The 24404-nt window shown below is 63.1% G+C and carries 23 protein-coding genes; 4 read left to right on the forward strand and 19 right to left on the reverse strand.

What is annotated here, in order from left to right; translation table 11 throughout:
- Positions 1-329 precede the first annotated feature (329 nt).
- The 17 genes from Q0H23_RS07195 to prmC all read right to left on the reverse strand — a co-directional run bounded on the left by Q0H23_RS07195 (position 330) and on the right by prmC (position 17196).
- Entirely contained in the window at positions 330-1739 is a 1410-nt protein-coding gene (locus tag Q0H23_RS07195) for a phosphoglucomutase/phosphomannomutase family protein (protein ID WP_293837035.1), read from the reverse strand.
- Between the two features lie 103 nt (positions 1740-1842).
- Entirely contained in the window at positions 1843-2730 is an 888-nt protein-coding gene (locus tag Q0H23_RS07200) for a sugar phosphate nucleotidyltransferase (protein WP_293837037.1), read from the reverse strand.
- Between the two features lie 221 nt (positions 2731-2951).
- On the reverse strand, positions 2952-3371 hold the full coding sequence (locus Q0H23_RS07205) for a metal-dependent transcriptional regulator (protein ID WP_293815995.1): 420 nt from the start codon (positions 3369-3371) through the stop codon (positions 2952-2954).
- 71 nt (positions 3372-3442) lie between these two features.
- On the reverse strand, positions 3443-3643 hold the full coding sequence (locus Q0H23_RS07210) for a hypothetical protein (protein WP_293837039.1): 201 nt from the start codon (positions 3641-3643) through the stop codon (positions 3443-3445).
- A 3-nt stretch (positions 3644-3646) separates the two neighbouring features.
- A complete protein-coding gene (gene murA / locus Q0H23_RS07215; RefSeq protein WP_293837041.1) occupies positions 3647-4927 on the reverse strand; it encodes a UDP-N-acetylglucosamine 1-carboxyvinyltransferase in 1281 nt (426 codons plus the stop codon).
- Positions 4928-5039: 112 nt separating this feature from the next.
- Positions 5040-5471, reverse strand: coding sequence for an ATP synthase F1 subunit epsilon (atpC, locus tag Q0H23_RS07220; RefSeq protein ID WP_293815988.1), 432 nt, complete (start codon positions 5469-5471; stop codon positions 5040-5042).
- Positions 5472-5482: 11 nt separating this feature from the next.
- Positions 5483-6964 (reverse strand): F0F1 ATP synthase subunit beta, encoded by a 1482-nt coding sequence (gene atpD / locus Q0H23_RS07225; RefSeq protein WP_293837043.1) that lies wholly within the window; start codon positions 6962-6964, stop codon positions 5483-5485.
- Positions 6964-7878, reverse strand: coding sequence for an ATP synthase F1 subunit gamma (gene atpG, locus Q0H23_RS07230; protein ID WP_293815675.1), 915 nt, complete (start codon positions 7876-7878; stop codon positions 6964-6966). The genes atpD and atpG overlap by 1 nt, the downstream gene beginning before the upstream one ends.
- A gap of 11 nt (positions 7879-7889) precedes the next feature.
- Positions 7890-9527, reverse strand: a complete 1638-nt coding sequence (gene atpA, locus Q0H23_RS07235; protein ID WP_293815677.1) for a F0F1 ATP synthase subunit alpha — start codon at positions 9525-9527, stop codon at positions 7890-7892.
- Positions 9527-10006 (reverse strand): F0F1 ATP synthase subunit delta, encoded by a 480-nt coding sequence (locus tag Q0H23_RS07240; protein WP_293815679.1) that lies wholly within the window; start codon positions 10004-10006, stop codon positions 9527-9529. The genes atpA and Q0H23_RS07240 overlap by 1 nt, the downstream gene beginning before the upstream one ends.
- Positions 9990-10592 (reverse strand): F0F1 ATP synthase subunit B, encoded by a 603-nt coding sequence (gene atpF / locus Q0H23_RS07245; protein WP_293815682.1) that lies wholly within the window; start codon positions 10590-10592, stop codon positions 9990-9992. Before atpF ends, Q0H23_RS07240 begins: the two co-directional genes overlap by 17 nt.
- 37 nt (positions 10593-10629) lie before the next feature.
- Entirely contained in the window at positions 10630-10821 is a 192-nt protein-coding gene (locus Q0H23_RS07250) for an ATP synthase F0 subunit C (protein WP_293815684.1), read from the reverse strand.
- 192 nt (positions 10822-11013) lie between these two features.
- Entirely contained in the window at positions 11014-11814 is an 801-nt protein-coding gene (gene atpB / locus Q0H23_RS07255; protein ID WP_293815686.1) for a F0F1 ATP synthase subunit A, read from the reverse strand.
- A gap of 774 nt (positions 11815-12588) precedes the next feature.
- Positions 12589-13257 (reverse strand): uracil phosphoribosyltransferase, encoded by a 669-nt coding sequence (gene upp, locus Q0H23_RS07260; protein WP_293815690.1) that lies wholly within the window; start codon positions 13255-13257, stop codon positions 12589-12591.
- On the reverse strand, positions 13257-13697 hold the full coding sequence (gene rpiB, locus Q0H23_RS07265; RefSeq protein WP_293815692.1) for a ribose 5-phosphate isomerase B: 441 nt from the start codon (positions 13695-13697) through the stop codon (positions 13257-13259). The genes upp and rpiB overlap by 1 nt, the downstream gene beginning before the upstream one ends.
- 226 nt (positions 13698-13923) lie before the next feature.
- The gene (gene glpK, locus Q0H23_RS07270) at positions 13924-15450 is read right to left on the reverse strand and encodes a glycerol kinase GlpK (protein WP_293837076.1); all 1527 of its coding nucleotides are present in this window, start codon (positions 15448-15450) and stop codon (positions 13924-13926) included.
- A 192-nt stretch (positions 15451-15642) separates the two neighbouring features.
- Complete coding sequence (gene prmC / locus Q0H23_RS07960) at positions 15643-17196, reverse strand: peptide chain release factor N(5)-glutamine methyltransferase (RefSeq protein WP_366509950.1); 1554 nt, start codon at positions 17194-17196, stop codon at positions 15643-15645.
- Between the two features lie 197 nt (positions 17197-17393).
- Between prmC and Q0H23_RS07285 the strand changes: the two genes are divergently transcribed.
- Together Q0H23_RS07285 and Q0H23_RS07290 are read left to right on the forward strand one after the other, a co-directional pair.
- Positions 17394-18443 (forward strand): YARHG domain-containing protein, encoded by a 1050-nt coding sequence (locus Q0H23_RS07285; RefSeq protein ID WP_293815695.1) that lies wholly within the window; start codon positions 17394-17396, stop codon positions 18441-18443.
- Between the two features lie 22 nt (positions 18444-18465).
- Complete coding sequence (locus Q0H23_RS07290; protein WP_293837046.1) at positions 18466-19269, forward strand: peptidoglycan recognition family protein; 804 nt, start codon at positions 18466-18468, stop codon at positions 19267-19269.
- Between the two features lie 179 nt (positions 19270-19448).
- Here Q0H23_RS07290 and prfA read toward each other — a convergent pair whose 3' ends face one another.
- Entirely contained in the window at positions 19449-20516 is a 1068-nt protein-coding gene (gene prfA, locus Q0H23_RS07295) for a peptide chain release factor 1 (RefSeq protein ID WP_293837048.1), read from the reverse strand.
- Between the two features lie 350 nt (positions 20517-20866).
- Between prfA and Q0H23_RS07300 the strand changes: the two genes are divergently transcribed.
- Positions 20867-22030: an Mbeg1-like protein gene (locus tag Q0H23_RS07300; protein WP_293837050.1), complete on the forward strand. Its 1164-nt coding sequence runs from the start codon at positions 20867-20869 to the stop codon at positions 22028-22030.
- A 130-nt stretch (positions 22031-22160) separates the two neighbouring features.
- Here Q0H23_RS07300 and Q0H23_RS07305 read toward each other — a convergent pair whose 3' ends face one another.
- A complete protein-coding gene (locus Q0H23_RS07305) occupies positions 22161-23207 on the reverse strand; it encodes a DUF1385 domain-containing protein (protein WP_293837052.1) in 1047 nt (348 codons plus the stop codon).
- 90 nt (positions 23208-23297) lie between these two features.
- On the opposite strand from Q0H23_RS07305, the gene Q0H23_RS07310 reads away from it, so the two are divergent.
- Positions 23298-24248: a hypothetical protein gene (locus Q0H23_RS07310; protein ID WP_293837054.1), complete on the forward strand. Its 951-nt coding sequence runs from the start codon at positions 23298-23300 to the stop codon at positions 24246-24248.
- Positions 24249-24404 lie beyond the last annotated feature (156 nt).

Genomic DNA, 24404 nt, shown 5'->3' on the forward strand with positions numbered 1-24404 from the left:
GCCGCCCGTCCCGTGGGACCCGCCGGCCGCGGCGCAGGGATGAAATATACGCGCCCCCGGGGCCGCCCGCAAGGGGGTGGGGGCGTCTCCACGGGACGCACACAACTCGGGAGAATCGGGTTTTAGAAGCGGAGCGTCACGAATCCGGTTTGCCGCCTTGTTTTCCCTGATAGTGATGCGATAGCGAGTCGTTTCTCACCTCATTGGCATGAGGCTCAGCAACTATCTCCTCTCGCCGCCACGTAGCACGGATAGAGAAGCGGGGCATCGGTACATCCGATGCCCCGCTTCTCGCAGATTCTTTTGCCACCCTACTTACTACGGGAGCTTTACTCCTTACCCAACTCAAGCGGCTCAAGCGCTAGCGCCGCCCCAGCGTCTAAGAGTGCGTCACGATCGGCCTTGGTAGGTGCCTCTGCGCACACAAGCGCGGTGGGCGAAGAAGCGCTTGGCCGAACGAGCGCCCATGCGTCGCCTTCGAACTCCACCCGAAGGCTTCCCGCGGAGTGCGAAACGGAAATGGTCTTCATCCCCGCCATTTCCGCGGGATTCAGTCCGGGGAGATAGTTCCTCAACATCTGGATGGCTCCTGCGCCCATGCGAACCTCGCGACGCCCGTAGTACATTCGCCCGAGTTCCTCATCGAGAGCATCAGATATCACGGAGAGCGGCCTGCCATCGCGGGCAATGCAATCTGCCAGAACGGCAGCCGCAGCAAGAGCATCGCGCTCGAGTCCAAGCGCGGGTATCCCGACCCCGCCCAGGGCATCACCCGCACACACGACGTTGCCGGCGAGCATCTCCTCACGCATCCACATATAGCCGGCTGGAGTAACCGTCAACTGAAGACCGAGACGCGCCGCCTGCCTTCGCACGACAGATGAGACGAAAATCGGAACTACCATGCGCCCCGTAATCCCGCGCTCTCGCACGAGGTAGCCCATTATGAGAGCGAGCATTTTATGGGGCGTGACATATCGTCCGAGTTCATCAATGAGCGCTATGCGCTCACCCGCACCGTCTATTGCAACGCCCCACGCGGCACCCTGATCGCCAACCACCTGTTCGCATTCGTCAATCCACGGTTCCGCGGCGTCAGGATGGAGGCCACCGAAGTCCTCCTCGTCATCCGCATGAATCTCGATGACACGCGCACCGAGCGAGCCCAGAAGACGGGCGGCATGTCCGCACATAGAACCGTACATCGGGTCGCACACAACGAGAGGGGCCTGCACGGCAATGGCATCACCATCGATAAAGCCCGAGGTACGCTCAAGATAACGCGTCATAAGGTCAACAGGCTCGGCTTCGCCTCGCACAGAGGGTAGCTCTGGCACGACATGGCTCTCGAGAACATCCGTGTCGCCGGACGTGGCAGGCGACCCGTCTGCCATACAGACGCGAATCCCAAAGTAGTCTGCAGGCTTATTCCCTGCCGTAAGCATGATTCCGCCAATGGCCTTGGAGTCCAGCCTCACAGCCTCGGCGAGCACACACGAGGGGCAGCAGGCGTCTGAGACATAGCACGTAATACCGTGTCCGGCGACAACCTCAGCCATTTCGGGCGCAAGCGAACGAGACAAAGACCGTGAATCAAAGCCAACGTAGACGCGAGCATCGGGATTCAGCTCATGGGCGAGTTCGCCAACAGCGTCCGCGATGCGCAGCGCGTCCTCGTATGGATCTCCGTCACCAACGCGCGCTTCCCACGCATCGCCAGTGAAGTTAATGACGTTCATAGCCGTATATCCTCCAAGATGACGGCAGGACAGTAAGCGACCCCACGGGCGCAAAGCCGCGCGGGGTCGCATCGATACGTGTGCGGCACAAAGGCCTGGACAGCTAGCGGATGAGATCCGCCGCTGCGCCAAGGGCCTCGAGGAACTCCGCACGAGTCGAGGGATCCTCAAGCGCGGCACGAGCGGCAACACCAGCCCAGGCAGCCGGGGTCCCCGTGTCACGACCCTCGTCAACATCGACCACGATGGCGTACATCTCCTCTTCGTCGAGAAGGCGGAGCATGGCGTCAGTGAGCTGAACCTCGCCACCGGCACCGGGGCCCTGCGTCGCAAGAAGCTCCATTACGCGGGGAGAAAGCAGGTAGCGACCCACGATGAAGAGATGACTGGGAGCGTCCTCGGGAGCAGGCTTCTCGACCATATTACCCACGAGCCAGACGGCACCCGGGGCCTCGGGGTCACCGCCGGAAACACACTTCCCCCCGATAATGCCGTAACGCGAGACCTCGTCAGCTGGAACGACGCCCACCGCGATGACCGAGGCGCCGTCATGGGCATCAGAGACCTCCTTCATGCGACGACACATCTCGTGATCGGGCACGAAATAGTCGCCAAGAAGAATCAGGAAAGGATCGTCGTCCATGGCGGGCGCAGCCTGCAATACCGCGTGACCGAGACCCAAAGGCTCATCCTGATAGACGAAAGATACAGGCAGCGAAGCAGCGTGCTCGACACCCGCCGCAAGGTCTTCCTTGCCACGCGAACGCAGGAGATCTTCTAGCTCTCCATTCTTGGCAAAGTGCTCTTCAATGGCAGGTTTATCGTGAGAGTTGACGATGACAACGCCGTCAACCCCTTCAACCGCAAGGGCCTCCTCAACGACATGCTGAATCACAGGCAGGCCCTGAACGGGCAGGAGCTCCTTGGGAACCGCCTTGGTGGCAGGAAGAAAGCGAGTGCCAAGACCAGCGGCAGGGATGATTGCCTTCACGATGCTCCATTCTCCGACGCGCAACCCACACGCGCGGGACCGACACCACGCGCGTGTGGGTCCATGATCTGGTGTGTGGGATGGTACCGCCGCCGTGCTGCGGTTGGGCGGTCTTCATACAAAGAGCGGGGTGCGTTCGGCAGACGTGAACGCATCCCGCTCATACGGTTCTAATTTGGGCGTCCGCACACGCCGGCCTCACACAGCCGCCAGACAGCAGCCTATTCGCTATCGATGGCAACGCCCTGACGCTCTAGATAATCCATGAGACGCCGAGTCGTGTCCTCGGACAGGGCATGTTCCATGAGGCACGCCTCTTCGTCCGCAACGTCCTCCTCCACGCCCAGCTCGTGATTTAGGAAGCTCCTAAGCATGCGGTGACGACGCCAAACGCGCGCGGCATACTCGCGGCCTTCTTCCGTCAGCTCGACACGGCCATAGCGAGTCTGCTCGACGAAGCCACCTTCCTTTAGAGCGGAGAGCGCCTTGTTCACGCTCGCCTTCGAGACGTCAAGTCGCTCCGAAACGTCTACCGAGCGAACGGCATTGTCGCCAGGATGCTCGAGTAGAACGCAATAGATTGCCTCGAGATAGTCCTCACCGGCGTTCGAAAGCTCATGCCCCTCGTTCTTAGCCCTCATGCCAATACCTCCAGCTTTTGAAACGCCCCCTGTAAGCCACGGAAGAACGCACGGCTTACTATGCATACAGATTATTCTACCGAGGATCCACCTGCGACAACGATGCCGCATATGACGGCAAGAACCACCCCAAGCGCAACCGCCACCACGATGATCGCGCGCCTCCTGGACGTGCGGCGAACCATGCGCTCGTGGTAAGAGGACCCCGAAGTCGTGCGATCGAAGTCGTAGAAGCCAGTCTTGCCCGGATCCCATTCAGAGTGCGCGGGCATGCGTTAGTCCTCGATCTCGACGTCAGGAACCGTATCGCGCCACACCTTCGCGCCGAGCGCGCCAAGCTTGTCTACGAAGTGCTCATAGCCACGCTCGATGTGATGGATGGCAGAAACCGTGGTCTCCCCCTCCGCTACAAGACCGGCGAGCACGAGCGCCGCCCCGCCGCGCAGATCGGGGGACTCAACCTGGGCTCCGGAAAGGCCCTCGACGCCGCGGACAATGGCATGATGGCCCTCGACGCGGATATCGGCACCCATGCGGGCAATCTCGCCGGCAAACATAAAGCGATTCTCGAAGATATTCTCGGTGATGACGCACTGGCCGTCCGCAAGGGCAAGCATGGCCATGGTCTGAGCCTGCATATCCGTCGGGAAGCCAGGGAACGGCAGCGTCTGAATGTCCACCGCCTTAAGGCGCGAGTCCGCGGAGGCAATGACGCCATCCTCCTCGCGCTCGATACGCATGCCCATGGCTTCGTACTTCTTGAGAACAAGACCGAGGTGCTCGGGCTTGAAGCCAGTAACGTGAATGGGGCCGCCGGTCATGCCCGCAGCGGCAATGAAGGTGCCAGCCTCGATACGATCGCCAACGACGGCATGCGTGACGGGATGGAGCGCATCGACGCCCTCGATCTGAATGACGGGGGTACCCGCGCCGGTGATCTTCGCGCCCATCTCGTTAAGCATGTTGGCGAGGTCGACAATCTCAGGCTCACGAGCAGCGTTGTCGATAATCGTGGTGCCGCTCGCGTGGACGGAGGCCATGATCAGGTTCTCCGTCGCGCCAACACTCGCGAACTCAAGGGTGACGTTGGCGCCAACGATGCCATGGGGCGCGCTGGCATGCATGTTGCCGTGGGTCGTCTCGAAGTGCACGCCAAGCGCCTCAAGGCCAAGGATATGCATGTCGATCTTGCGAGCTCCGAGGTTGCATCCGCCAGGCATGGCGATAACGGCCTTGCCAAAGCGAGCCAGGAGCGGCCCCATAACGGCCGTCGAGGCACGCATCTTGACGACGAGCTCGTACGGCGCCTCCCACTTGTCCACGTGCGTGGTATCGATGACGAGCGTGTGCTCATCCAGAACGTCAATCTTGGCGCCGAGACGCTTGAGGACCTTACCCATGACATGGACATCGGAGATGTTGGGGACATTCGTGAGCGTGTTCACGCCCGGAGCCATGATGGTCGCCGCCATGAGCTTAAGCGCCGAGTTCTTAGCGCCCTCGACCCTGACCTCACCGGTAATGGGATGCCCACCCTCAACCTTGATGACGTCCATGTTCCTCCTCCGTTGGCCTTCCATGACAAGATGGGCGCCCGCACGCGGACGCCCATCGGGTTACATCCATTGCCTAATTGTAATCGAGTCAAGCCTCAAGGATGCCAATTGGCTAATGCTTGAGCTTGCCAGCCTTCTCTGCCTGGGCGAGAAGCTGATTGCACCAAGCAATCTTATTCTCGTAGTAGGCGCGTTGGTGATCGTCCTCAGGGAGGGCGTCCCTCGACTCTTCGGCAGCCTTACGAGTGGCCAGAACGACATTCGGCTCGATGTCATCCTCGCGACGAGCGTGATCGGCGATAACGACGACGGTGTTCTTGTGCACCTCGGCATAACCGCCAGAAACCACGACACGGCGCACGCCACCGCCATCCTCCGGCAGAAGGTTCATGCGAACCACGCCGTTGCCCAGAGCACAAATCTCTGAAGCATGGCCGGGGAGGATGCCGAGCTCGCCCGTGTACGTTGCGAGCACAACCGAGGCAACCTTACCCTCGAAGATCTGCTTGTCAGGCCTCACAAACTTGCAGGTTAGGTAGCCCATCAGATCCGCCCCTACTCAGCCGCGTTCTCGGCAGCGGCCATCTTGGCGGCGCGATCGCGCACGTCCTCGATGGTGCTGGCGTAACGGAAGGCCTGCTCGGGGATGTCATCGCACTCGCCGTCGACGATAGCGGCGAAGGAGCGAACGGTATCCTCGATGTGGCAGTACACGCCCGGGTTGCCCGTGAACTTCTCGGCGACGTGGAAGGACTGCGAGAGAAACTGCTGGATCTTACGCGCGCGGTCAACGACCAGGCGCTGCTCCTCAGAAAGCTCGTCCATACCAAGAATCGCGATGATGTCCTGAAGGTCGGTGTACTCCTGCAGGGTCTCCTGGACGGCGGTCGCCACGCGATAGTGCTCGTCGCCGACAACGCTGGGGTCGAGGGCGTCAGACGAGCTCGCCAGCGGGTCGACTGCCGGGTAGATGCCGAGGGAGGCGATGCTACGCGACAGAACCGTCGTGGCGTCGAGGTGCGTGAACGTCGTGGCAGGAGCCGGGTCGGTGAGGTCGTCGGCAGGGACATAGACGGCCTGGACCGAGGTGATCGAGCCTTCCTTGGTCGACGTGATTCGCTCCTGCAGGTCGCCCATCTCGGTGGCCAGCGTGGGCTGGTAACCAACGGCGGACGGCATGCGGCCGAGAAGTGCGGAGACCTCGGAACCAGCCTGGGAGAAGCGGAAGATGTTGTCGATGAACAGAAGAACGTCCTGACCCTGGTCACGGAAGTACTCAGCCGTGGTGAGGCCAGCGAGGCCGACACGCAGACGTGCTCCGGGCGGCTCGTTCATCTGACCGTAGACGAGACAGGTCTTATTGATGACGCCAGACTCGCTCATCTCAAGGTACAGGTCAGTGCCCTCACGGGTGCGCTCGCCGACGCCGGTGAACACCGAGGTGCCGCCGTGCTCCTGGGCGAGGTTGTTGATGAGCTCCTGAATCAGAACCGTCTTGCCGACGCCTGCGCCGCCGAACAGACCAGTCTTACCACCACGAACATAGGGCTCGAGAAGGTCGATGGCCTTGATGCCGGTCTCGAAGATCTCGGTCTGGGTGGTGATGTCCTCGAACTGCGGAGCAGGACGGTGAATCGGGTAAAGCTGCATGTTATCCGGCATGGGCATGCCGTCAACAGGCTTGCCAGCGACGTTCCAGACGCGGCCAAGGGTCTGAGGGCCGACGGGCATCATCATCGGGGCACCCGTGTCGTGGACACGGAGACCGCGCTGAAGGCCGTCGGTGGAGGCCATGGCGACGCAACGAACGATGTTGCCCGGAAGCAGGCTCTCGACCTCAAGCGTGAGGTTGATGGCGCCGATCGGGGTCTCGCCCTTGACGGTAAGGGCGTTATAAATCGCGGGGACGTCGTCGTCGAACTTAACGTCGACGATGGAGCCCACGATGCTGATGATGGTGCCGTCTCCGACACTACGGTGCTTGATATCGAGGGCCGCCTCCTCGAGCACCGACCTCTTCTCAGTGGTTTCTGACATTACTTGTCCTCCAATGCGGCCGCGCCGCCGATGATCTCGTTGAGCTCAGTGGTGATGGAGCCCTGCCTCACACGGTTGTACGTACGGCTGAGGTCGTTGACGACCTCTTCCGCATTCTCCGTCGCGGAGTGCATCGCGCGACGGCGCGCGCCGTGCTCTGCCGCAGCCGAATCAAGCATTGCATGAAAGATCACGGTGCGGACATAGGCCGGGATAAGGTAGCCGAGAACCTCGGATGCAGACGGGTCAAAGTCGAACTCGGTGCGATAGTCGTGCTCGACCGTCGTCAGAGCCTCGCGGTTGCGCGGCTCATTGGGCAACTTGAACACATCCGGGTCGATCGGGAGAAGCTGCTCACTAACAAGCACCTGCTCGAAGCGGTTCTTCGCGTGCCAGTAGTTCAGTTCCACGCGGTCAATGGTGCCCTTTGCATAGGCATCCATGACGTACGTGGCAATCTGATCCGCCTGGTCCATCGTGGGCTCGGAGGAGGTACCGACGAAACTAATCACCGGGTCCACTCCACGATGCGCGAAGAAGTCGGTCGGCTTACGGCCACTCGTGATCAGATGGCTCGTGACACCCTTCGCCTTGAGTCGGTCCATCTTACGAAGAACCTCGCGCTCGGGCTGGATGTTGAAGCCACCGGCAAGTCCACGATCGGACGCGATAACGATGAAGAGAACGTTCTTCTCCGTACCACGCCTCTCGAGCAGCGGCTGCTCATCCTTGAGACCAGTGCCCACGACAGCGGCCAGCATTCGGCTGATCGCGTCCTTGTACGGCTCAGCCTCCTCGGCGCGGTCGAGTGCCTTGCGGATCTTCGCCGTGGAAACCATCTCCATCGTGCGCGTGATCTGCATGGTCGCCTTGACCGAGGAGATGCGCCTCTGAATTTCACGAAGATTCGACATGAGCTGGTGCCCTACGCCTTCTTCTGGTTGGTGTCAGCGGACTGCGCCTCGAGCTCCCTAGCCGCGAGCATCTCCTTGGTGGGGTGCTGGAGCAGGAACTTCTTCTTGAAGCTGGCGATGTGCTCCTTAAGGCGCTCGGACGTATTGTCCGAGATCTTGCTCGTGCGAACCTCATTGCGGACCGCCTGGTGGCGCTCCTGCATGTAGGCAGCAAGTCCATCACGGAAGGGGCAAATCTGAGCGACGTCGAGATCGTCCAGGAAGCCCTCCTTACCCGCGAACAGAACGATGATCTGGTCAGCGACGTCGAGAGCGGAGTAACGCTTCTGCTTGAGGAGCTCGGTCATGCGAGCACCGTGCGAAAGCTGATAGCGCGTCGAGGCGTCGAGGTCAGAACCGAACTGGGCGAACGCCTGCTTCTCAGCGTAGCTAGCGAGGTCCAGGCGGAGAGTACCGGCGACCTGCTTCATGGCCTTGATCTGCGCGGCGCCGCCAACTCGGGACACGGAAATGCCCACGTCAACAGCCGGGCGCTGGCCCTGGAAGAACAGGTTAGACTGCAGGTAAATCTGACCGTCGGTAATCGAAATCACGTTCGTCGGGATGTAGGCGGAAACGTCGCCCTCCTGCGTCTCGATGATCGGGAGAGCCGTGAGCGAACCGGCGCCGTTTGCGTCAGAAAGCTTACAGGCGCGCTCGAGAAGACGAGAGTGCAGGTAGAAGATGTCACCCGGGTAAGCCTCGCGTCCGGGCGGACGGTGCAGCGTAAGCGACATCTGACGATAGGCGACAGCCTGCTTGGAGAGGTCGTCGTAGATGACGAGGGCGTGTCCGCCGGGGTGCTCGGCGTCAGCGGGGTTACCATTGGCGTCGTTGTACATGAAGTACTCACCGATAGCGGCACCGGCCATAGGCGCGATGTACTGCATCGGGGCGGAATCCGCAGCGGTAGCAGCAACGATGATCGTCTTGTTGAGAACGCCGTGAGCCTCGAGCGTGCCCTTGATGGCAGCAACGGTGGACGCCTTCTGACCAATGGCGACATAGACGCAAATCATGTCAGTGTCAGCCTGGTTGATGATGGCGTCAATCGCGATGGCGGTCTTACCCGTCTTGCGGTCACCGATGATGAGCTCTCGCTGGCCACGTCCGATAGGAACCATGGCGTCGACAGCGAGAAGGCCGGTCTGAACCGGCTCGCACACCGGCTGACGCTCCATGATGCCAGGAGCCTTGAACTCGATCGGACGACGGTGCGTCGTGTTGATGGGACCCTTGCCGTCAATGGGCTGGCCAAGCGGGTTAACGACTCGACCGAGCATCGCGTGACCAACAGGGATATCCATGACGCGGCCCGTGGTGCGGACCTCGTCGCCCTCCTTGATGGCGTCGACCTCACCAAAGAGAACGGCGCCGACCTCTTCATTGTCGAGGTTCTGAGCAAGACCGTAGACGGACTTGCCGGAGACGGAGCTCGTGAACTGGAGAAGCTCGCCAGCCATCGCGGACTTGAGGCCCGCGACGTGAGCGATACCGTCGCCCACCTCGGTAACGACAGACGCCTCCTGCTCGTCAACCGCGGCGTTGATCTGCGCAAGGTTTTCGCGCAACGTGCGCAGAATCACCTCAGAGCTGATCTGGTCTGCCATTAATCATCACTTCCAATAGAGGTCGAGGTAAGCGTCTTGCGAATGTTGGCGAGCTGGGCCTTGACAGAAGCATCAAAGCGCTTGCCGTAAGCCTCAAGAATGATGCCGCCAATGATGGACGGCTCAACGCGCTCGACCAGGTAAATCGGAGCATTGAGCTCCTTCTCGGCCTTCGCACGAACCTTGGCGCGAAGATCATCGTCCATGGGGACGGCGGTTGTCACCGTGACGGAGACGGTCTCATCCTCGGACTCGAGAAGCTCATTGTAGGCACGCTCGACGTCGCTGATAAGATCGAGGTCGTCTTCGTTGCGCATCGCAGAGAGGGTCTCGAGAACCTCGAAGGAGAACTTCATCGCGTGCTTCCACTGGACGAGGTCCTTGTTGGCCCTACCCTCCTGACGCGCAGCTTCGATGAGGGCACGAGCGTACTTCTCGGACTTCTCGGACCTCGCGTTATCGTTAGGCGTCGCTGTCATGTCCGCCGCCCACTTCCATGAGGTACTTCTCGGCCAGCTTGCGCTGATCGCTGTCGCTAAGGCTGTTGCCGATAATCTTGCCGGCAATCTCAACCGAGAGATCGATGACGGAATCAGAGAGCTCAGCCAGGGCCTTGCGGCGCTCAGAGCTAACGGCGTCGCGAGCCTTGGCGACCGTAGCCGCGGCCTCTTCCTGAGCCTTGGCGAGAATGCGGGCACGCTCAGCCTCGGCCTGGCCCTTGGCCTCGGCGATGATCTCATCGGCCTCGTTCTGGGCGTTGGCGATCTGAGCCTGATACTCCTGATGCTCCTTGACAGCATTGGCCTTCTCAGCCGCGGCGGCATCAAGGTCGCCCTGGATCTTCTGCTGACGCTGATCCATCATGCCCAGGACGGACGGCCAGACGAACTTGGCCGCGACGACCCAGATAATGAGAAAAGCGATAAGGGCAGGAATGAACTCCGCCATCTTGGGAAGCAGAATCTCCGGACCGCTCGGCGCCTCCGCGAAAGCGGGCGTCGGGATAAGGACGGCGAGAGCGGTGATTACGCCGACAAGCCCGCACCTCTTCGTGTTGCTGTTCATACTCTTGCCTCCACTTAGCGTACTCGGCGTCGGCTGATTAGGAAATCAGCGTAACGACGAAGCCGATAAGGGCGAGGGCCTCGATGAACGCGGAGCCCAGAATGAAGATCGTGAAGAGACGACCCTCAGCTTCAGGCTGGCGAGAAATAGCACGGGTGGCTCCGAAAGCCGTAAGGCCGATGCCAAAACCGGCGCCAATAACACAGAGACCGTAACCGATGGTTCCCACGATTCCTCCTTTGTTTGTCGCCCGCTCCTTTGCGGACGATCTCGTGAGCTATTTCATACGAAGCAGGATTTTCACCTGCCAGGTACCAGATTTACCGATGAATCGGCTTTGATTGGGGTGCCGGTCATACCGGCGTTGGTTGGGATTTGCCGGCACAGCCGGCGGCGCCATTAGCACATGGCAGGCAAGCTATTAGTGCTCCTGCTCGACCTGCTGAATGTAAACGGCGGAGAGAAGGGTGAAGACATAGGCCTGAATGACACCGACCAGAATCTCCACGACATAGATGCCGATAAGGAGCAGAACCCAGAAGATCGACGCAGTGGCATTGCCAAGGGCAACAACCGAGAAGCCATTGAGAAGCGGCTCAACGAACAGAGACGCGAGAATGGCGAACACGCCCATAACGATGTGGCCCGCAAACATGTTGCAGAACAGACGAATGGCAAGCGTGATTGGGCGCAGGATGTTCGAGAAGCACTCGATGAAGGCAACGAGAATGTTGATCGGGCACGGAACGCCCTTGGGCGAGAGACTCTTGATGTAGCCAATGACGCCCATGCGCTTGCAACCAAGGACAACGAAGTAAACGAACGAGCAAATCGCGACGGCAGCCGTTACGCCAATGGTGCCCGTGCCGGGATGACAGCCAGGAATCATGCCGACGATCGAGTTGGCAAGAATGAAGAAGAACATGGTGCAGAGGAACGGGAAGTGCTTCCTCCACGTTTCACCGCAAATGCCCTTTACGACGTCATCGCGAATGTACTGAACTACGAACTCGACGCCGTTCACGAAGGTGCCCTGCGGCACGAGGCTCTCAGACTGCTTCTTCTTGAAGACAAAGAGGACAACGAGCAGCAACGTTAGGGCGACGAACAGCCAGAAGGCGTAGGTCGTCAGGCCCACTGTCATGTTGCCGAAAATGGAATGCGACATAAATCCATCGAGGAGCTCGTCAATCTCCTCAGGAAGCGCATCAAGTGGAGACATGCATCATCCTTTCGCTAGCCCCGGAGGAATCGTAGCCAAAGACCACGATTCCGCCCGGAGGTTTGCTCCGCACAGGTTTTAGTGATTATGCCCCCTAGTGGCTTTATAACACGACTTGTCACGACATTTCTCCTCAATGTTGCAGATTGCCGCTTGCCGAAAGAATGGGCCGTCCGGCCTTTTTCTTTTTATCGAATCGGCATGGTAGCACTTCCGGATTAGCATGGCGCAACTTTTTTGCACCTCTTTTATCAGGGGATATCCGATAATTTGTAAAGTACATCTACGCTAATTTCGGACCAATTTGAGCAAATGTTCTCGCCTACATGATCATTTGAATTCTGCTATAGGAACGGTCCCCTCGAGCCAGATGCTCGAGGGGACCGTATTTGACAAAAAACGTTTTACCCGCGCCTCTGAGGGACCTAGGGGGAACTAGCCGCACCCTAGGACCCATGGGGAATTACGCACGTCCGGGAACCTAAGGCAAGAAACGCCTCGTCTTAAGCACGCACACCGTCGAAATGACGAGCAACTCCGCGACGGCGATAGACGAGCAACCCACCAGGGAGTCGGGCCAGAGGCGGCTCGCCGCGCCTATGCCAAGCGTGAGAATCGCAAAAGACGCCATCACGCCAATCGCGCATTGGGCACCGATGTTTCCGTTCGACGGCCCCGTTCCCCGCCTGGCCATACGCACCAGCGGAATGACGAGAGGCAGCACGCCCAACAGTCCCATGGCGACACCGCCTATGAAGGCACTCGGCGTCATGGCTACAGCGTGCCGAAGATGCGGTCGCCCGCATCGCCGAGGCCGGGCAGGATGTACGCGTGGTCATTCAGCTCGCGATCAAGCGCGCACGTATAGAGACGGACGCTAGGATCCGCTTCGAGCACCGCACGAACGCCCTCCGGAGCCGCCACGAGCACGAGCAGACGAACGTCTGAGACGCCTGAACGCCTCAGGTAGTCAATTGCGGCGATGGCGGAGCCACCGGTCGCGAGCATCGGGTCCACAACGAGGCAAGTGCGCTTGTCGACGTCCTCGGGCAGCTTGCAGTAGTACTCGTGCGGCTCGTGGGTCTCTGGGTCGCGGTACATGCCGATGTGGCCCACGCGAGCAGCGGGAACGAGCTCGAGAATACCGTCGACCATGCCGAGGCCGGCGCGGAGGATGGGCACGACGGCGACCTTCTTACCGGCGATCTTGTGGCAGGTGCAGGTTTCGAGCGGCGTGGTGACCTCCACCGGCTCGAGCGGGAAGTCGCGCGTCGCCTCGTAGCCCTCGAACATCGCGAGCTCGCGGACGAGGTCGCGGAACTGCTTGGTGCCCGTGGACTCGTCACGCAGGATGGCGACCTTGTGCTGGACCATCGGGTGATCGACGACGGTCATGCGGGCGCGCTGCTCTGGCGTGAGCCCGATCGCGTCGAGCTGTGCCATTAGCGCTCGTCCTCGGCCATGATCTTGGCGACGCGGCCCTCGTGACGGCCGCCGCCGAACTCGGTGGTCAGGAAGGTCTCGACGAACTGGCAGTTGTCCATCGGAGCGGTGAAGCGGCCGGAGAGGCACAGGACGTTGCAGTCATTGTGCTCGCGGCAGAGCTCGGCGAACTTGTTGGTCTGGACGACGGTGGCGCGCACGCCGGGGACCTTGTCAGCGGTCATGGCCATGCCGATGCCAGTGCCGCAGATGAGGATGCCGCGGTCAGCGGTGCCCTCGGAAACGCGGCGGGCGACCTTGTCGGCGAAGTCGGGGTAGTCGACGCGGTCGGCGGTCTCGGGGCCAAGGTCCTCGACCTCGTGGCCAAGGCCGCGGACGAAATCGCAGATGACGTCCTTCTGGCAGAAACCGGCGTGATCGGATGCAACGACGATGCGCATGTGAATCTCCTTTTTGTCATCGGCGCGCCGCTACCGACGCGCTCCTCGCGCGGTGCGCGCGCTCGTACTCGAAGAAGCGTACCACGCTGCGAGGAATTGAGGGCAGGAGGTGCGGATTAACAGGGCGCGGTGAGGCGGGCGCGACGACGGACGAACAGATACCTGGCAAGCCCAGCACGCCCGCACGGCATGGCGCAAACCCACCCTCGCGCGCCAGCCACAACGACTACGCCAGAGTGCGTCGCACGGCCTCGTGCCAACCGGCGAGAAGCTCCTCGCGGCGCTCCTCCGCCATCTCGGGAGAGAAGCGCGTCTCATCCTCGAAAAGGCCCGCGAGCTCGTCCCTGTCGGCCCAGAAGCCCGACGCGAGCCCTGCGAGGAACGCGGCGCCGAGGGCGGTACTCTCGGACGTCTGGCCACGCACCACGTCAATGCCGAGAAGATCTGCCTGGAACTGCATGATGAAGGGGTTGTTGGCCGCTCCCCCATCGACCTCGAGCGAGGTCAGGGCATGGCCGGAATCCGCCTCCATGGCCTTGAGGATGTCATAGGTCTGATAGGCCATGGACTCGCACGCCGCGCGCACGAGGCGCGTCTTGTCCGTGCCGCGCGTGATGCCCGCTATGACGCCGCGAGCATCGGACCTCCACCAGGGCGCGCCAAGGCCCGTGAACGCCGGCACGACGTAGCAGCCGTCCGTGTCCGGCACGGAGCGCGCGAGCGCGGCCGTCTCCTCCGCGCTATCGATGAGGCCCAGCCCGTCGCGCAGCCACTGGATGACGGAGCCAGCTTGAAACACCGAGCCCTCAAGCGCGTAGTCGATGGCTCCTCCCTCGGCGATGCCGATGGTCGTGACAAGACCGTTCTTGGAGGTCACGGCATCGCCGCCGAGATTCATGAGCATGAAGCAGCCCGTGCCGTACGTGTTCTTGACGCTGCCAGGCTTAAAGCAGCAGTGGCCAAAGAGCGACGCCTGCTGGTCTCCTGCGACACCGAGGATGCGCGGATGATGCGTCATGATGTCCGCGCTGACCTCGCCGAAGTCGCCGGACGAGGGGCGCGCCTCCGGCAGCATGGAGCGCGGCACGCCGAAGATCTCGCAGAGTTCGTCATCCCAGTCGAGCTTGTGGATGTCGAAGAGCATCGTGCGGCTTGCGTTCGTGAAGTCCGTCGCGTGGACCTTGCCGCGGGTGAGGTTGTAGATGAGCCACGTGTCGACCGTGCCGCACATGAGCTGGCCCGCTTCCGCCATCTCGCGGGCGCCGTCGACGTTGTCGAGGATCCAGGCGATCTTGGCCGCGGAGAAGTACGCGTCTGGCACGAGACCGGTGCGCTCACGGATGAGCTCGCCGTGGCCCTCCGCGACGACCCTCTCAACGAGCGGTGCGGTGCGGCGGCACTGCCACACGACGGCGTCATAGATGGGCTGGCCGGTCTGGCAATCCCACACGATGACGGTCTCGCGCTGGTTTGTGATGCCAATGGCGTTGATGCGGTTCGAGTGGATTCCACTCTTGAACTGCACCTCGATCATACAGGCGACCTGCGCGGAGAGAATCTCAACCGGATCCTGCTCCACCCAGCCAGGATGCGGGTACTTCATGGTGAGCGGCCGCTGCGCCACGGCTATGCGGCGGCCAAATTCGTCAAAAAGGATCGCGCGAACGCTCGTCGTGCCGGCGTCGAGCGCCATGATGCAGCCATCGGAAGCCGGCGTTCCGCCCAGCCCCACGGGGCTCACGGCCGAGCTCATAACGCTGTCCATGATGGTTGCCATGTCCGTCTCCTAACCGCCTCTGGCCGCTTATTGTCACCTTCCACAGCGTATGGGAGTGTTCCCGCGCGCGCCCGGACGCGTCGGTGGGAGGGCCGTAGACCCGCACGAAGGCCCTCACTTTTTGGTGAGCGGTAATTCCGGCAAGCTCGACGGGAGCGACGGGCGGCGCTACGCCTGGGCGAGGGCCTCGATGACATCCGCCGGGATGGCACCCTGGCGCACGATGCGGGGTTCGGCGGAGGTCACGTCGACGATGGTCGACGCCTCGCCCGCAGGCGTGGGGCCAGCCGCGAGCGTGAGGTCCGCCGCCTCAGCGATGCGCCTCTCGATGTCATCCGAGGTCGCCGGCGCCGGCATGCCATGCGTGTTAGCACTCGTAACGGCAAGCGGGCCCACCTCGCGGGCAAGCGCGCGTACGAGAGGCGAGTCAGGCACGCGCAGGGCCACCGTGCCGTCCTCGCGGCAAAACTCGGGCGGCACCGCCTCACTTGCGCGAACCACGAGCGTAAGGGCACCGGGCCAGAGACGCTCTGCCAGATGACGCGCCCACGACGGGACATCCGTCGCGAGGCGATCGAGCTCCTCCGGGTCTGCCACGAGCAGCGGGAGCGTCTGCGCAAGATCGCGGCGCTTGATATCGAAGATGCGGCGATGGCCGGGGTTGCCGGGCAGCGCGGCGGCACCGATGCCATAGACGGAGTCCGTCGGCATGACGACGACCCCGCCGGCGCGAAGCACAGAGGCCGCATCCTCAATTACCTCGGGCGAAGGCTCGCCCTGATCGCACGGTTCGATGCGGCCCTCCGGAAGGCGCTCGGGCTCAGCCGCGGGAAGCTCCCCCTCGCGAACAGCGACAAGAAAACGGGGGCGACCCGTAAGGTCATGGCGAACCTCGACGCTCTTCCAGCCGCCCTGGGCACGCGCGAGATCCGCAGCCGCATCGAGGCACTCCTCGTGAAGCTCGACGGCGAACATGCCACCCGGCATGAGGGCATGGGGCGCGAGGTCAAGCAAGCGACGGTACATATCAAGGCCATCCGCGCCGCCGGCAAGCGCGAGCTCGGGCTCGAAATCTGCGACCTCAGAAGGGAGCTGGCGCATCACCTCGTCCGGAATGTAGGGAGGATTCGAGACGAGGACGGCGAACGTGCCCATGAGCCCCTCGGACACGCCAGAGGCGAGGTCGCACTCCACGATGTCGACCGCATCCGTGAGGCCAAGGGCGTCGCGGTTCTTGCGCGCAAGGCCGACGGCGACGGGCGAAATATCCGTCGCGGTAACGCGAGTGCCCGGGCGTTCGCTTGCGATAGCACAGCTCACGCAGCCCGTTCCGCAGCCGACCTCGAGCACGCGGAGCTCGGGTGCCGCGGCCGCGGCGTCAATGCCCTCGAGGGCGGCGTCGACCAGAAGCTCGGTCTCCGGGCGGGGGATGAGGACGCCGGGCGTGCAGGCGACCTCGATGAAGCGGAAGCTCGTCTTACCAGAGATGTACTGGAGCGGTTCCCCCTTGGCACGGCGGGCGACGAACCCATGCATGAGGTTGAGCTCGGCGGGATCGAGCGGCTCGTCATAGGACATGTAGAGGCCCGTGCGGTCCTTGCCCGTCGCGGCACTAAGCAGCCACTCCGCGGAGAGGCGAGCGTGGTCATCCCCCTTGGACGCGAGGTAATCGCGGGTCCACTCGAGGCAGCGCTTGATGGTCCAGACGTTCTCCTGGGACATGGGTCCTCCCGATTCTTGGCGCTCGGCCGGCGTGTCGCCGCACCGCGCGGAGTTTGTCGCATCAATACTAACCGCAAGGAGGGCGCGGCCTCGAAATCTGACAAGCAACGCACTCCGTTTGCCACTGAGCTGAAAGCGACACGCCTCGTCTCGAGCGCTAGACTGCACATAGCCAGACCACGATGCGAGGAGAGCCCATGTTTTGCACCCACTGCGGAGCCACGCTGCCCGAAGGCTCCCGTTTCTGCACCAGCTGCGGACAGCCCGTTGTCACTCCGGTCCCCCGGCAGGAAGCAGACCCCTCGCAGACCGTCGTCGCGCCCGCAAGCGCGCAGCCCACGCCGATGAGCGCACAACCTACGACCTATCTCGACCAGGGCCTCACCACGCCGGTCAGCCCAGAGCCCATCACGGAGCCCCTCTTCCCCGAGCGCAGCGCCGAGGAGCCCGCGCAGGTGGCGTCACAGCCCACGGTGGCATATCCGTACTTCAACCAGGGCGACGCGCAGCAGGCATACGGTGCCACCACGCAGCAGTCATATCAGGCTCCCGCCCAGCAGGCGTACGGCATCGGCACGCAGCAGACGTATCAGGCTCCCGCCCAGCAGGCATACGGTGCCACCACGCAGCAGACGTATCAGGCTCCCGCCCAGCCCGTCTACCAGAGCGTTCCCCAGCAGCCCGCATATGACTACGGTCAGAGCTCCGCCAGCCAGACGCCGCAGAATGGGATGAGCCGCGGAACGCTCGCCGCCGTCATCGCCGCCATCGTCCTCGTCGCCGCGGCGGCAGCGGTCTTCATCGTCCTCGACCCGTTGGGCGTCATCGCGCCCAAGCACGAGGCCCCGGCGACCAGCGCCGCGTCCGCAGAGAGCCAGCCCGCAACACCCGAAACACCCGCAACGCCAGAAACGCCAGCAACACCGGCAACCCCGGCAACTCCGGTAATGCCCGCGAGCGGCGACTATATCCTCCCGGACGTCCAGACGCGCGTCTACTCGACGGCGGAGCTCGAGCAGCTCAGTACGGACGAGCTCTGGTATGCGCGCAACGAAATCTACGCGCGCCACGGTCGCGGCTTCCGCGACCCGGAGCTCCAGAGCTACTTCAACAGCAAGCCCTGGTACACGAGAAACCCCATTGATCCCGACACGTTCGACTCAACCGTGACCCTGAGCGCGACCGAGCAGCAGAACGCTGATGCCATCAAGGCCATCGAGCAGGCCCGCGGCTCCAGCAACCTGTAAGCCAGCCATGAGTCCACGTCACATGAGAGAAGACGCGCCGGACAGCACGCCCGCCGTCAACAGGCGCACGGCGATCATCGCAGTCGCGGGAGTGGCAGTCGCAGGTGTCGGCGGGCTCGCGGCGCTCAGGGCCAGTCGCCCCCGCGAGGTCGAACCCCTGGCATCTCCGCGCTCTCCCGCCACAACAGAGAGCGAGACGTTCGAGAAGTCCCAGACCAACAGCCCGGAGCCCACGGCAGAGGAGCTCCTCGCCCTCCTCGACATCAGCCGGGTCATGCATGAGGAGCTTGACCACGGCCCCAAGCCCGTCGAATACCAGAAGTACATCGTGCTCCACGACACCGAGGGCGACGGTGCGCCCGAGGACATCATCAGCTACTGGGCAGGCAACGGCAATCTCGTCGCCGCCCAGTATGTGGTGGGCAAGGACGGTCACATCGCCCAGTGCGTGGGAATCGACCGCATCGCGCATCACGCCGGGTTTGGCGACGCCGGCCACAACGAGCTCTACGGCGTGGAGGACGAGAGTCGCGACGATAAGCGCGGGACCACCTCGATTGGCACCTCCTGCCCGGACTACGGCATGAACTCGTACTCCGTGGGCATCGAGATGGTGCATGTGGGCGGCGAGGGCGACTACCCCGCCGAGCAGCTCAACGCGCTCGACGGCCTTATCGCCTACATCGACGCCTATTTCGCAGAGATGGGCCAGAGCGAGCCCAGCGTCATCATCGACCACAAGGCCTGGCGCACGGGCAACTCTGACACCTCGCCGGAATTCGCGACGTATCTCGCCAACTACCAGGACCATCGCACGCACGCGTAGGGCGCCGGGCATCGCAACGAGGCCACGCCGCGGGCGAGAAAACGCGGACGCGACGCCGCATGACTCGCACGGCACACACGCGGCGTAGTCGCCGCGAGCAGACGCAAGGCAAAAAGGCCGGCAAGGGCACTCCCCTGCCGGCCTTCTCGTTTAATTCGTGGGCCCGCTGGCCCCGTTCGCTACACCTGCTGGGCGAGCTTCTCCGCGCGATCCGCGGCGGCGAGCGCCTCGATCACGGAGGAGAGGCCGTCACCAAGCAGCACCGCGTTGTAGGTGCTGTTGAAGCCGATGCGGTGATCAGTCACGCGATCCTGCGGCTGGTTGTATGTGCGGATCTTCTCGGAACGGTTGCCGTGGCCGATCTGGCTCTGACGCTCGGCGCCGAGCTCGGCCTGCTGCTTCTCGAGCTCCTGCTCGTACAGGCGGGCGCGCAGCATCTGCATGCAGACCTCGCGGTTCTGGATCTGGGAGCGCTGGTCCTGCGACTGCACCACGGTGTTGGTGGGAAGGTGCGTGATGCGCACGGCGGAGTAGGTGGTGTTGACGCACTGACCACCAGGGCCGGAGGCACAATAGGTGTCGATGCGGAGCTCGGTGGGATCGATCTGGATGTCGATCTCGTCGGCCTCGGGGAGAACCGCGACGGTGGCCGTCGAGGTCTGGATGCGGCCCTGGCTCTCGGTCTTCGGGATGCGCTGGACGCGGTGGACGCCACTCTCGTACTTCATGACGGAGTAGACCTTGTCGCCCGTGACCTTGAACTCGATGGTCTTGAAGCCGCCGGAATCGGACGGGCTGCTGGAGAGGATCTCGGTCTTCCAGCCCTTGCTGGCAATGAAGCGCTCGTACATCTTGAAGAGGTCGCCGGCGAAGATGCCCGCCTCGTCGCCGCCCACGCCGGCGCGAATCTCGACGATGGTGTCCTTCTCGTCGTTCGGGTCGCCGGGGATGAGCATGAACTTGATGTCTTCCTCGAGCTGGGGAAGCTTCTCCTCGTTGGCGGAGATATCCTCCTGGAGCATCTCCTTCTCGTCCGCGTCGGAGGCGTCGCGCAGCATCTCCTTGGCAGCCTCGATGTCATCGAGGGCGCCGAGGTACTCGCGGGCGGCGGCAACGAGGTCAGCCTGGCTGGCGTGCTCCTTGGCGAGGCGCGCGTACTCCTTCTGATCGGAGACGACCGACGGATCGGAGAGCTTCTTCTCGAGCTCCTGATAAGCCAGAATCAGCTTCTCAAGCTTGTCACGCATGTGAACTCCTTGGGTGGTTGGCGGCCGGGGCGAGGCCCGCGCGGTCGCAAAATCGACAGGGGTGAGGGGCCGCAGCGGCTTTGCCGGCGGCATCATGGCAAGGTAGCTAGAGCTTGTCGCGCCTCAGATACATGGATCCCCTTTCGAATAAGCCCACGTATCATACCCCGAGACGGGCGCGGCGTGCACCGCTGAACCCCAGGTTGTGAAGGCACGGCGCAGACACGGGCGCACGGCGCTGGCGCGCGGGGCGCGGCGGCGCGGACGCACGGCACGGCAGTTGTGAAGGCACGGCGCAGACGCGGGGCATCGTCCGCAAGGATGTCCGCGATTCTGGGCATCATGGGTGCATGGCAGACAAGAGCGAAGGGCAGCGCATGGGCAACATCCTCGACTACCTCTCCTGGCGAGGAGACCTCACCTTTGATATCGACCCGTTCAACGAGGTAGACAGCCTCATTCTGTGCCAACTCTCGTATCTTGACCTCTCTGACGTCGTGGATGAGGAGGGGCACGGCATCACCGTTCGCCAGGCAGCCAAGCGCTTTGCCGCTCTCCACGTGGAGGATGACGGCGCCCCTGGCGGCCTCGTCTCTCCCCTCACGCCCCTCGTCCTCGAGGCCATGGCGGTAAGCGAGCGCTTCGCCAACGCGCGCCTCTTCCACTATGCGGAGCACCTGGATGACGTGGCGGGCGAGCAGTTCGCCGCCATTAGCGTGAAGTTGGGAGACGGCAGCACGTACGTCGCCTTCCGCGGCACGGATGACACGTTCGCCGGGTGGCGCGAGGACTTCGCCATGACCTACACCGTGGTGGGCGCCCAGACGCGCGCGCTCGAATACCTCGAGGCAACACGCAAGTCGACTCGCGGAACCCTCCGCGTGGGCGGCCACTCCAAGGGTGCCAACCTGGCCGTTTATGCCGTGGCGATGTCTGGCTGGCGCACGCAGCGCCGCGTCGCTGATGTCTGGGTGCACGACGGCCCCGGCTTTGACGAGAGCACCGTGAACGGGGCCAAGCTCGAGGCGATCGCGCCCAAGGTGCGCCGCTATGTGCCTGAGTTCTGCGTCGTGGGCCAAATTATGAGCCAGCCGTACCCATACGAGGTCGTCGCCTCGGCGACCTCGGGCGTCATGCAGCACAGCGGCATGAACTGGCAGGTCAAGGGCAATCGCTTCGAGCGCCGCGACGCGATCGACGCGCGGGCGCTTCGCTTTGGCGAGATCTTCTCGAACGCCATCAAGGATCACGACATGGACTTCCGCCGCAGGTTCACGAGCTGCTTCTTCGACGCGCTCGAGGCGGGCGGCAAGACGATGGGCGAGCTCTCCGAGGACGCGCCGGCGTCGTACCTGCGCGTAGCGCGCGCCTACTCCACGATCGACACGGACGTGCGCGACGCCGTGACGGAGGTCGTCGGCCTGCTTGTGGGCGAGGCCATCTCCAAGGGCATCGCCGACGCCGGCACCAGCGCGGCCGGCGTCGTCGCGAACCTGTTCAGCCCGAAGCGCTAGAGATATTTTTGCCGTCTTATGGTGCGCAAGAAAAGAACGCGCTAATGCGATTTCGTGTACAGCGTGTACACGATTTTGCAGATTTTCGTGTACACAACCGAGCGGTTGGGCCCGCGACTCGGCGCTGCGTCTAGCCCACGCGGCGCGTGCCGACATCTATGCCGGCAGCCTCCTCGCGCGAGCGCACGCACTCGAGCGCGGCAATCGCGCACTCGAGCATGCCGTCGTCGGGCTCACGCGTGGTGATCCGCTGCATCTGCAGACCCGGCCACAGCACGACGCGAACGAGTCGCAGCTCGGGATGGGCGCCCGCCCACTTCACCGTGACCTCGTAGGAAAGGCCCGCAACAAGGGGGAGCAGCACGATGCGGCTCGCCGCGATGAACGCCGTGCGGCCCGCACCCGCGAGGCCCCACTCCTCCGCCCACAGCGCCACGGGCACGAGCGTGTTCACGAAGATCGCCACGAGCATCGTCATGATGAGAAATGCCGTTCCGCACCTAACGTGCAGGCGCGAGAAGCGCCTGGCGTTCTCCGGCGTGAGCGGCAGGCCATGTTCGAAGCAGTGGATGCAGAGGTGCTCCGCGCCGTGATAGCCAAAGACACGGCGCATGTCCGGCATGAGGCCGATAGCCCAGATGTAGACCACGAAGATCGCGATGCGGAGACACGCCTCGACGAGGTTCCAGCGAATGGCGTTCTCGGGGGCATAGTCCCCTACCAGCAGGTTCGCCACAAAAACCGGGACGACCATAAAGAGCGCCGCGCCGAGAAGGACGCCCAGCACGGCGGAAACGCCCATCAAGAGAGGCGACATGGCGCCTGGGGTGGCAGACTCAGCGGCGGAGGCGTCGCGCCCGGCGGCGAGAAGCGACGCGAAAGTCTCGCCCTCCGCGTCATAGGCGTGGTCCGCGGCGAGATTCATCGCCTTGAACGAGAGCGCCATCGACACGACGAACGAAACACAGCCACGCACGAGGGGCCAACGGCACCAGGCGGGACGCGCCGCCGGGTCCGGCAGCTCGTGTTCCTCGATGTAGATGTGCCCACTTGGCTCGCGCACGGCAACGGCCCACGAGAGCTTGCCTCGCATCATCACACCCTCGGTCAGCGCCGAACCGCCGATGTGCGTGCGGAACAGCTCGCCCTCCTCAGCGATTTTCTCGTCTTTTGCCACGGTTCTCCCCTCGCGCCCATCTCGGCGTGGTTGGCTGCCTTAGTTAGGGGTACGCTACTACAGTCTGCAAACACACGCACCGGAGGACCCATGGCCAACAAGCCCGAGCCCCTATTCATCGAGGGCCACTATCACTTCACGCTCTCCTCGTACGACCCCGTCCAGATCACCATCACCGTCCCTCACATCAGCGAGCGCGAGGTCGAGGCCGAGCTCAACGGCGCACTGCGCTCTCGCGGCCACGCGGGCGAGGACGCTCCGTCGGATGAGTGGGTCGCCGAGCACTTCGAGGGCATCGAGTCCCTTTCCGCCCTGCGCGATGCGATTCGCACCGAGCAGGAACACATGAACCAGGCGTACTCGGAGTTCTCCAAGGCCTCGCTCTGCGCCACTGAGCTCGCCAAGCGCCTCGAGCAGAGCGTCCCCGCCCAGCTCGTCCAGACGGCATCGGACAGCCTCATCCAGGGCTACCAGCAGTACACCCAGCAGCAGGGCCTGCCCCTCGAGGCCGTCCTCTCCGGCATGGGCATGAGCCCGGAGGAATTCCAGGCCATGCTCGCCAACCAGGCGATCGAACTCGCCACCCAGGAGGCCGCGCTTGACGCCTTCGCAGACGAGTATGCCATCGTCGCCGACGAGTCCGAGCTGCCCGGCGTACTCGAGGTTTCACCCACCATGGCGAAGCAGATCATCGAGGACGCACGTGCCCACAACGCACTCGATGACCTCATGCGCGTCGCCGTTCGCACGAAGGTGAGGAACATCCTCGCGACTGAGGCCGAGGTCACCTACGAGCACGAAAGCGCGGAGGACACCGAGAAGCGCGTCGAGCAGATGCTCGCCGAGCGTGCGAACTGGACCTTCCCCGAGGATGACGGATGCTGCTGCGGTTGTTGCGGCGGCGAGCACGGCCACGGCGAGGGCGAGGGCTGCTGCGGCGGCTACGATCACAGCGAGGGCGACTGCTGCTGCGGTGGCCACGGCGACGATTGCTGCGGCCACGGCGAGGGTGACGATCGCCCGCACCTGAAGCTGGTCTAGAGCTAGGCTGACGCGGAGGCGACGCGCTTCCGGGCCAGCGACGTTCCGAGCCGGCGGCGCTCCAGGCAAACTTGCATAGAGAATCGAACGAGGCGGGACACTCGACATGGGTGCCCCGCCTTTTTGCGCGCTTGCTACCACGTCCCGCGAGAGCGC

Origin of the sequence: uncultured Parolsenella sp., from assembly GCF_934660935.1 — a bacterium.
GTDB lineage: Bacteria > Actinomycetota > Coriobacteriia > Coriobacteriales > Atopobiaceae > Parolsenella.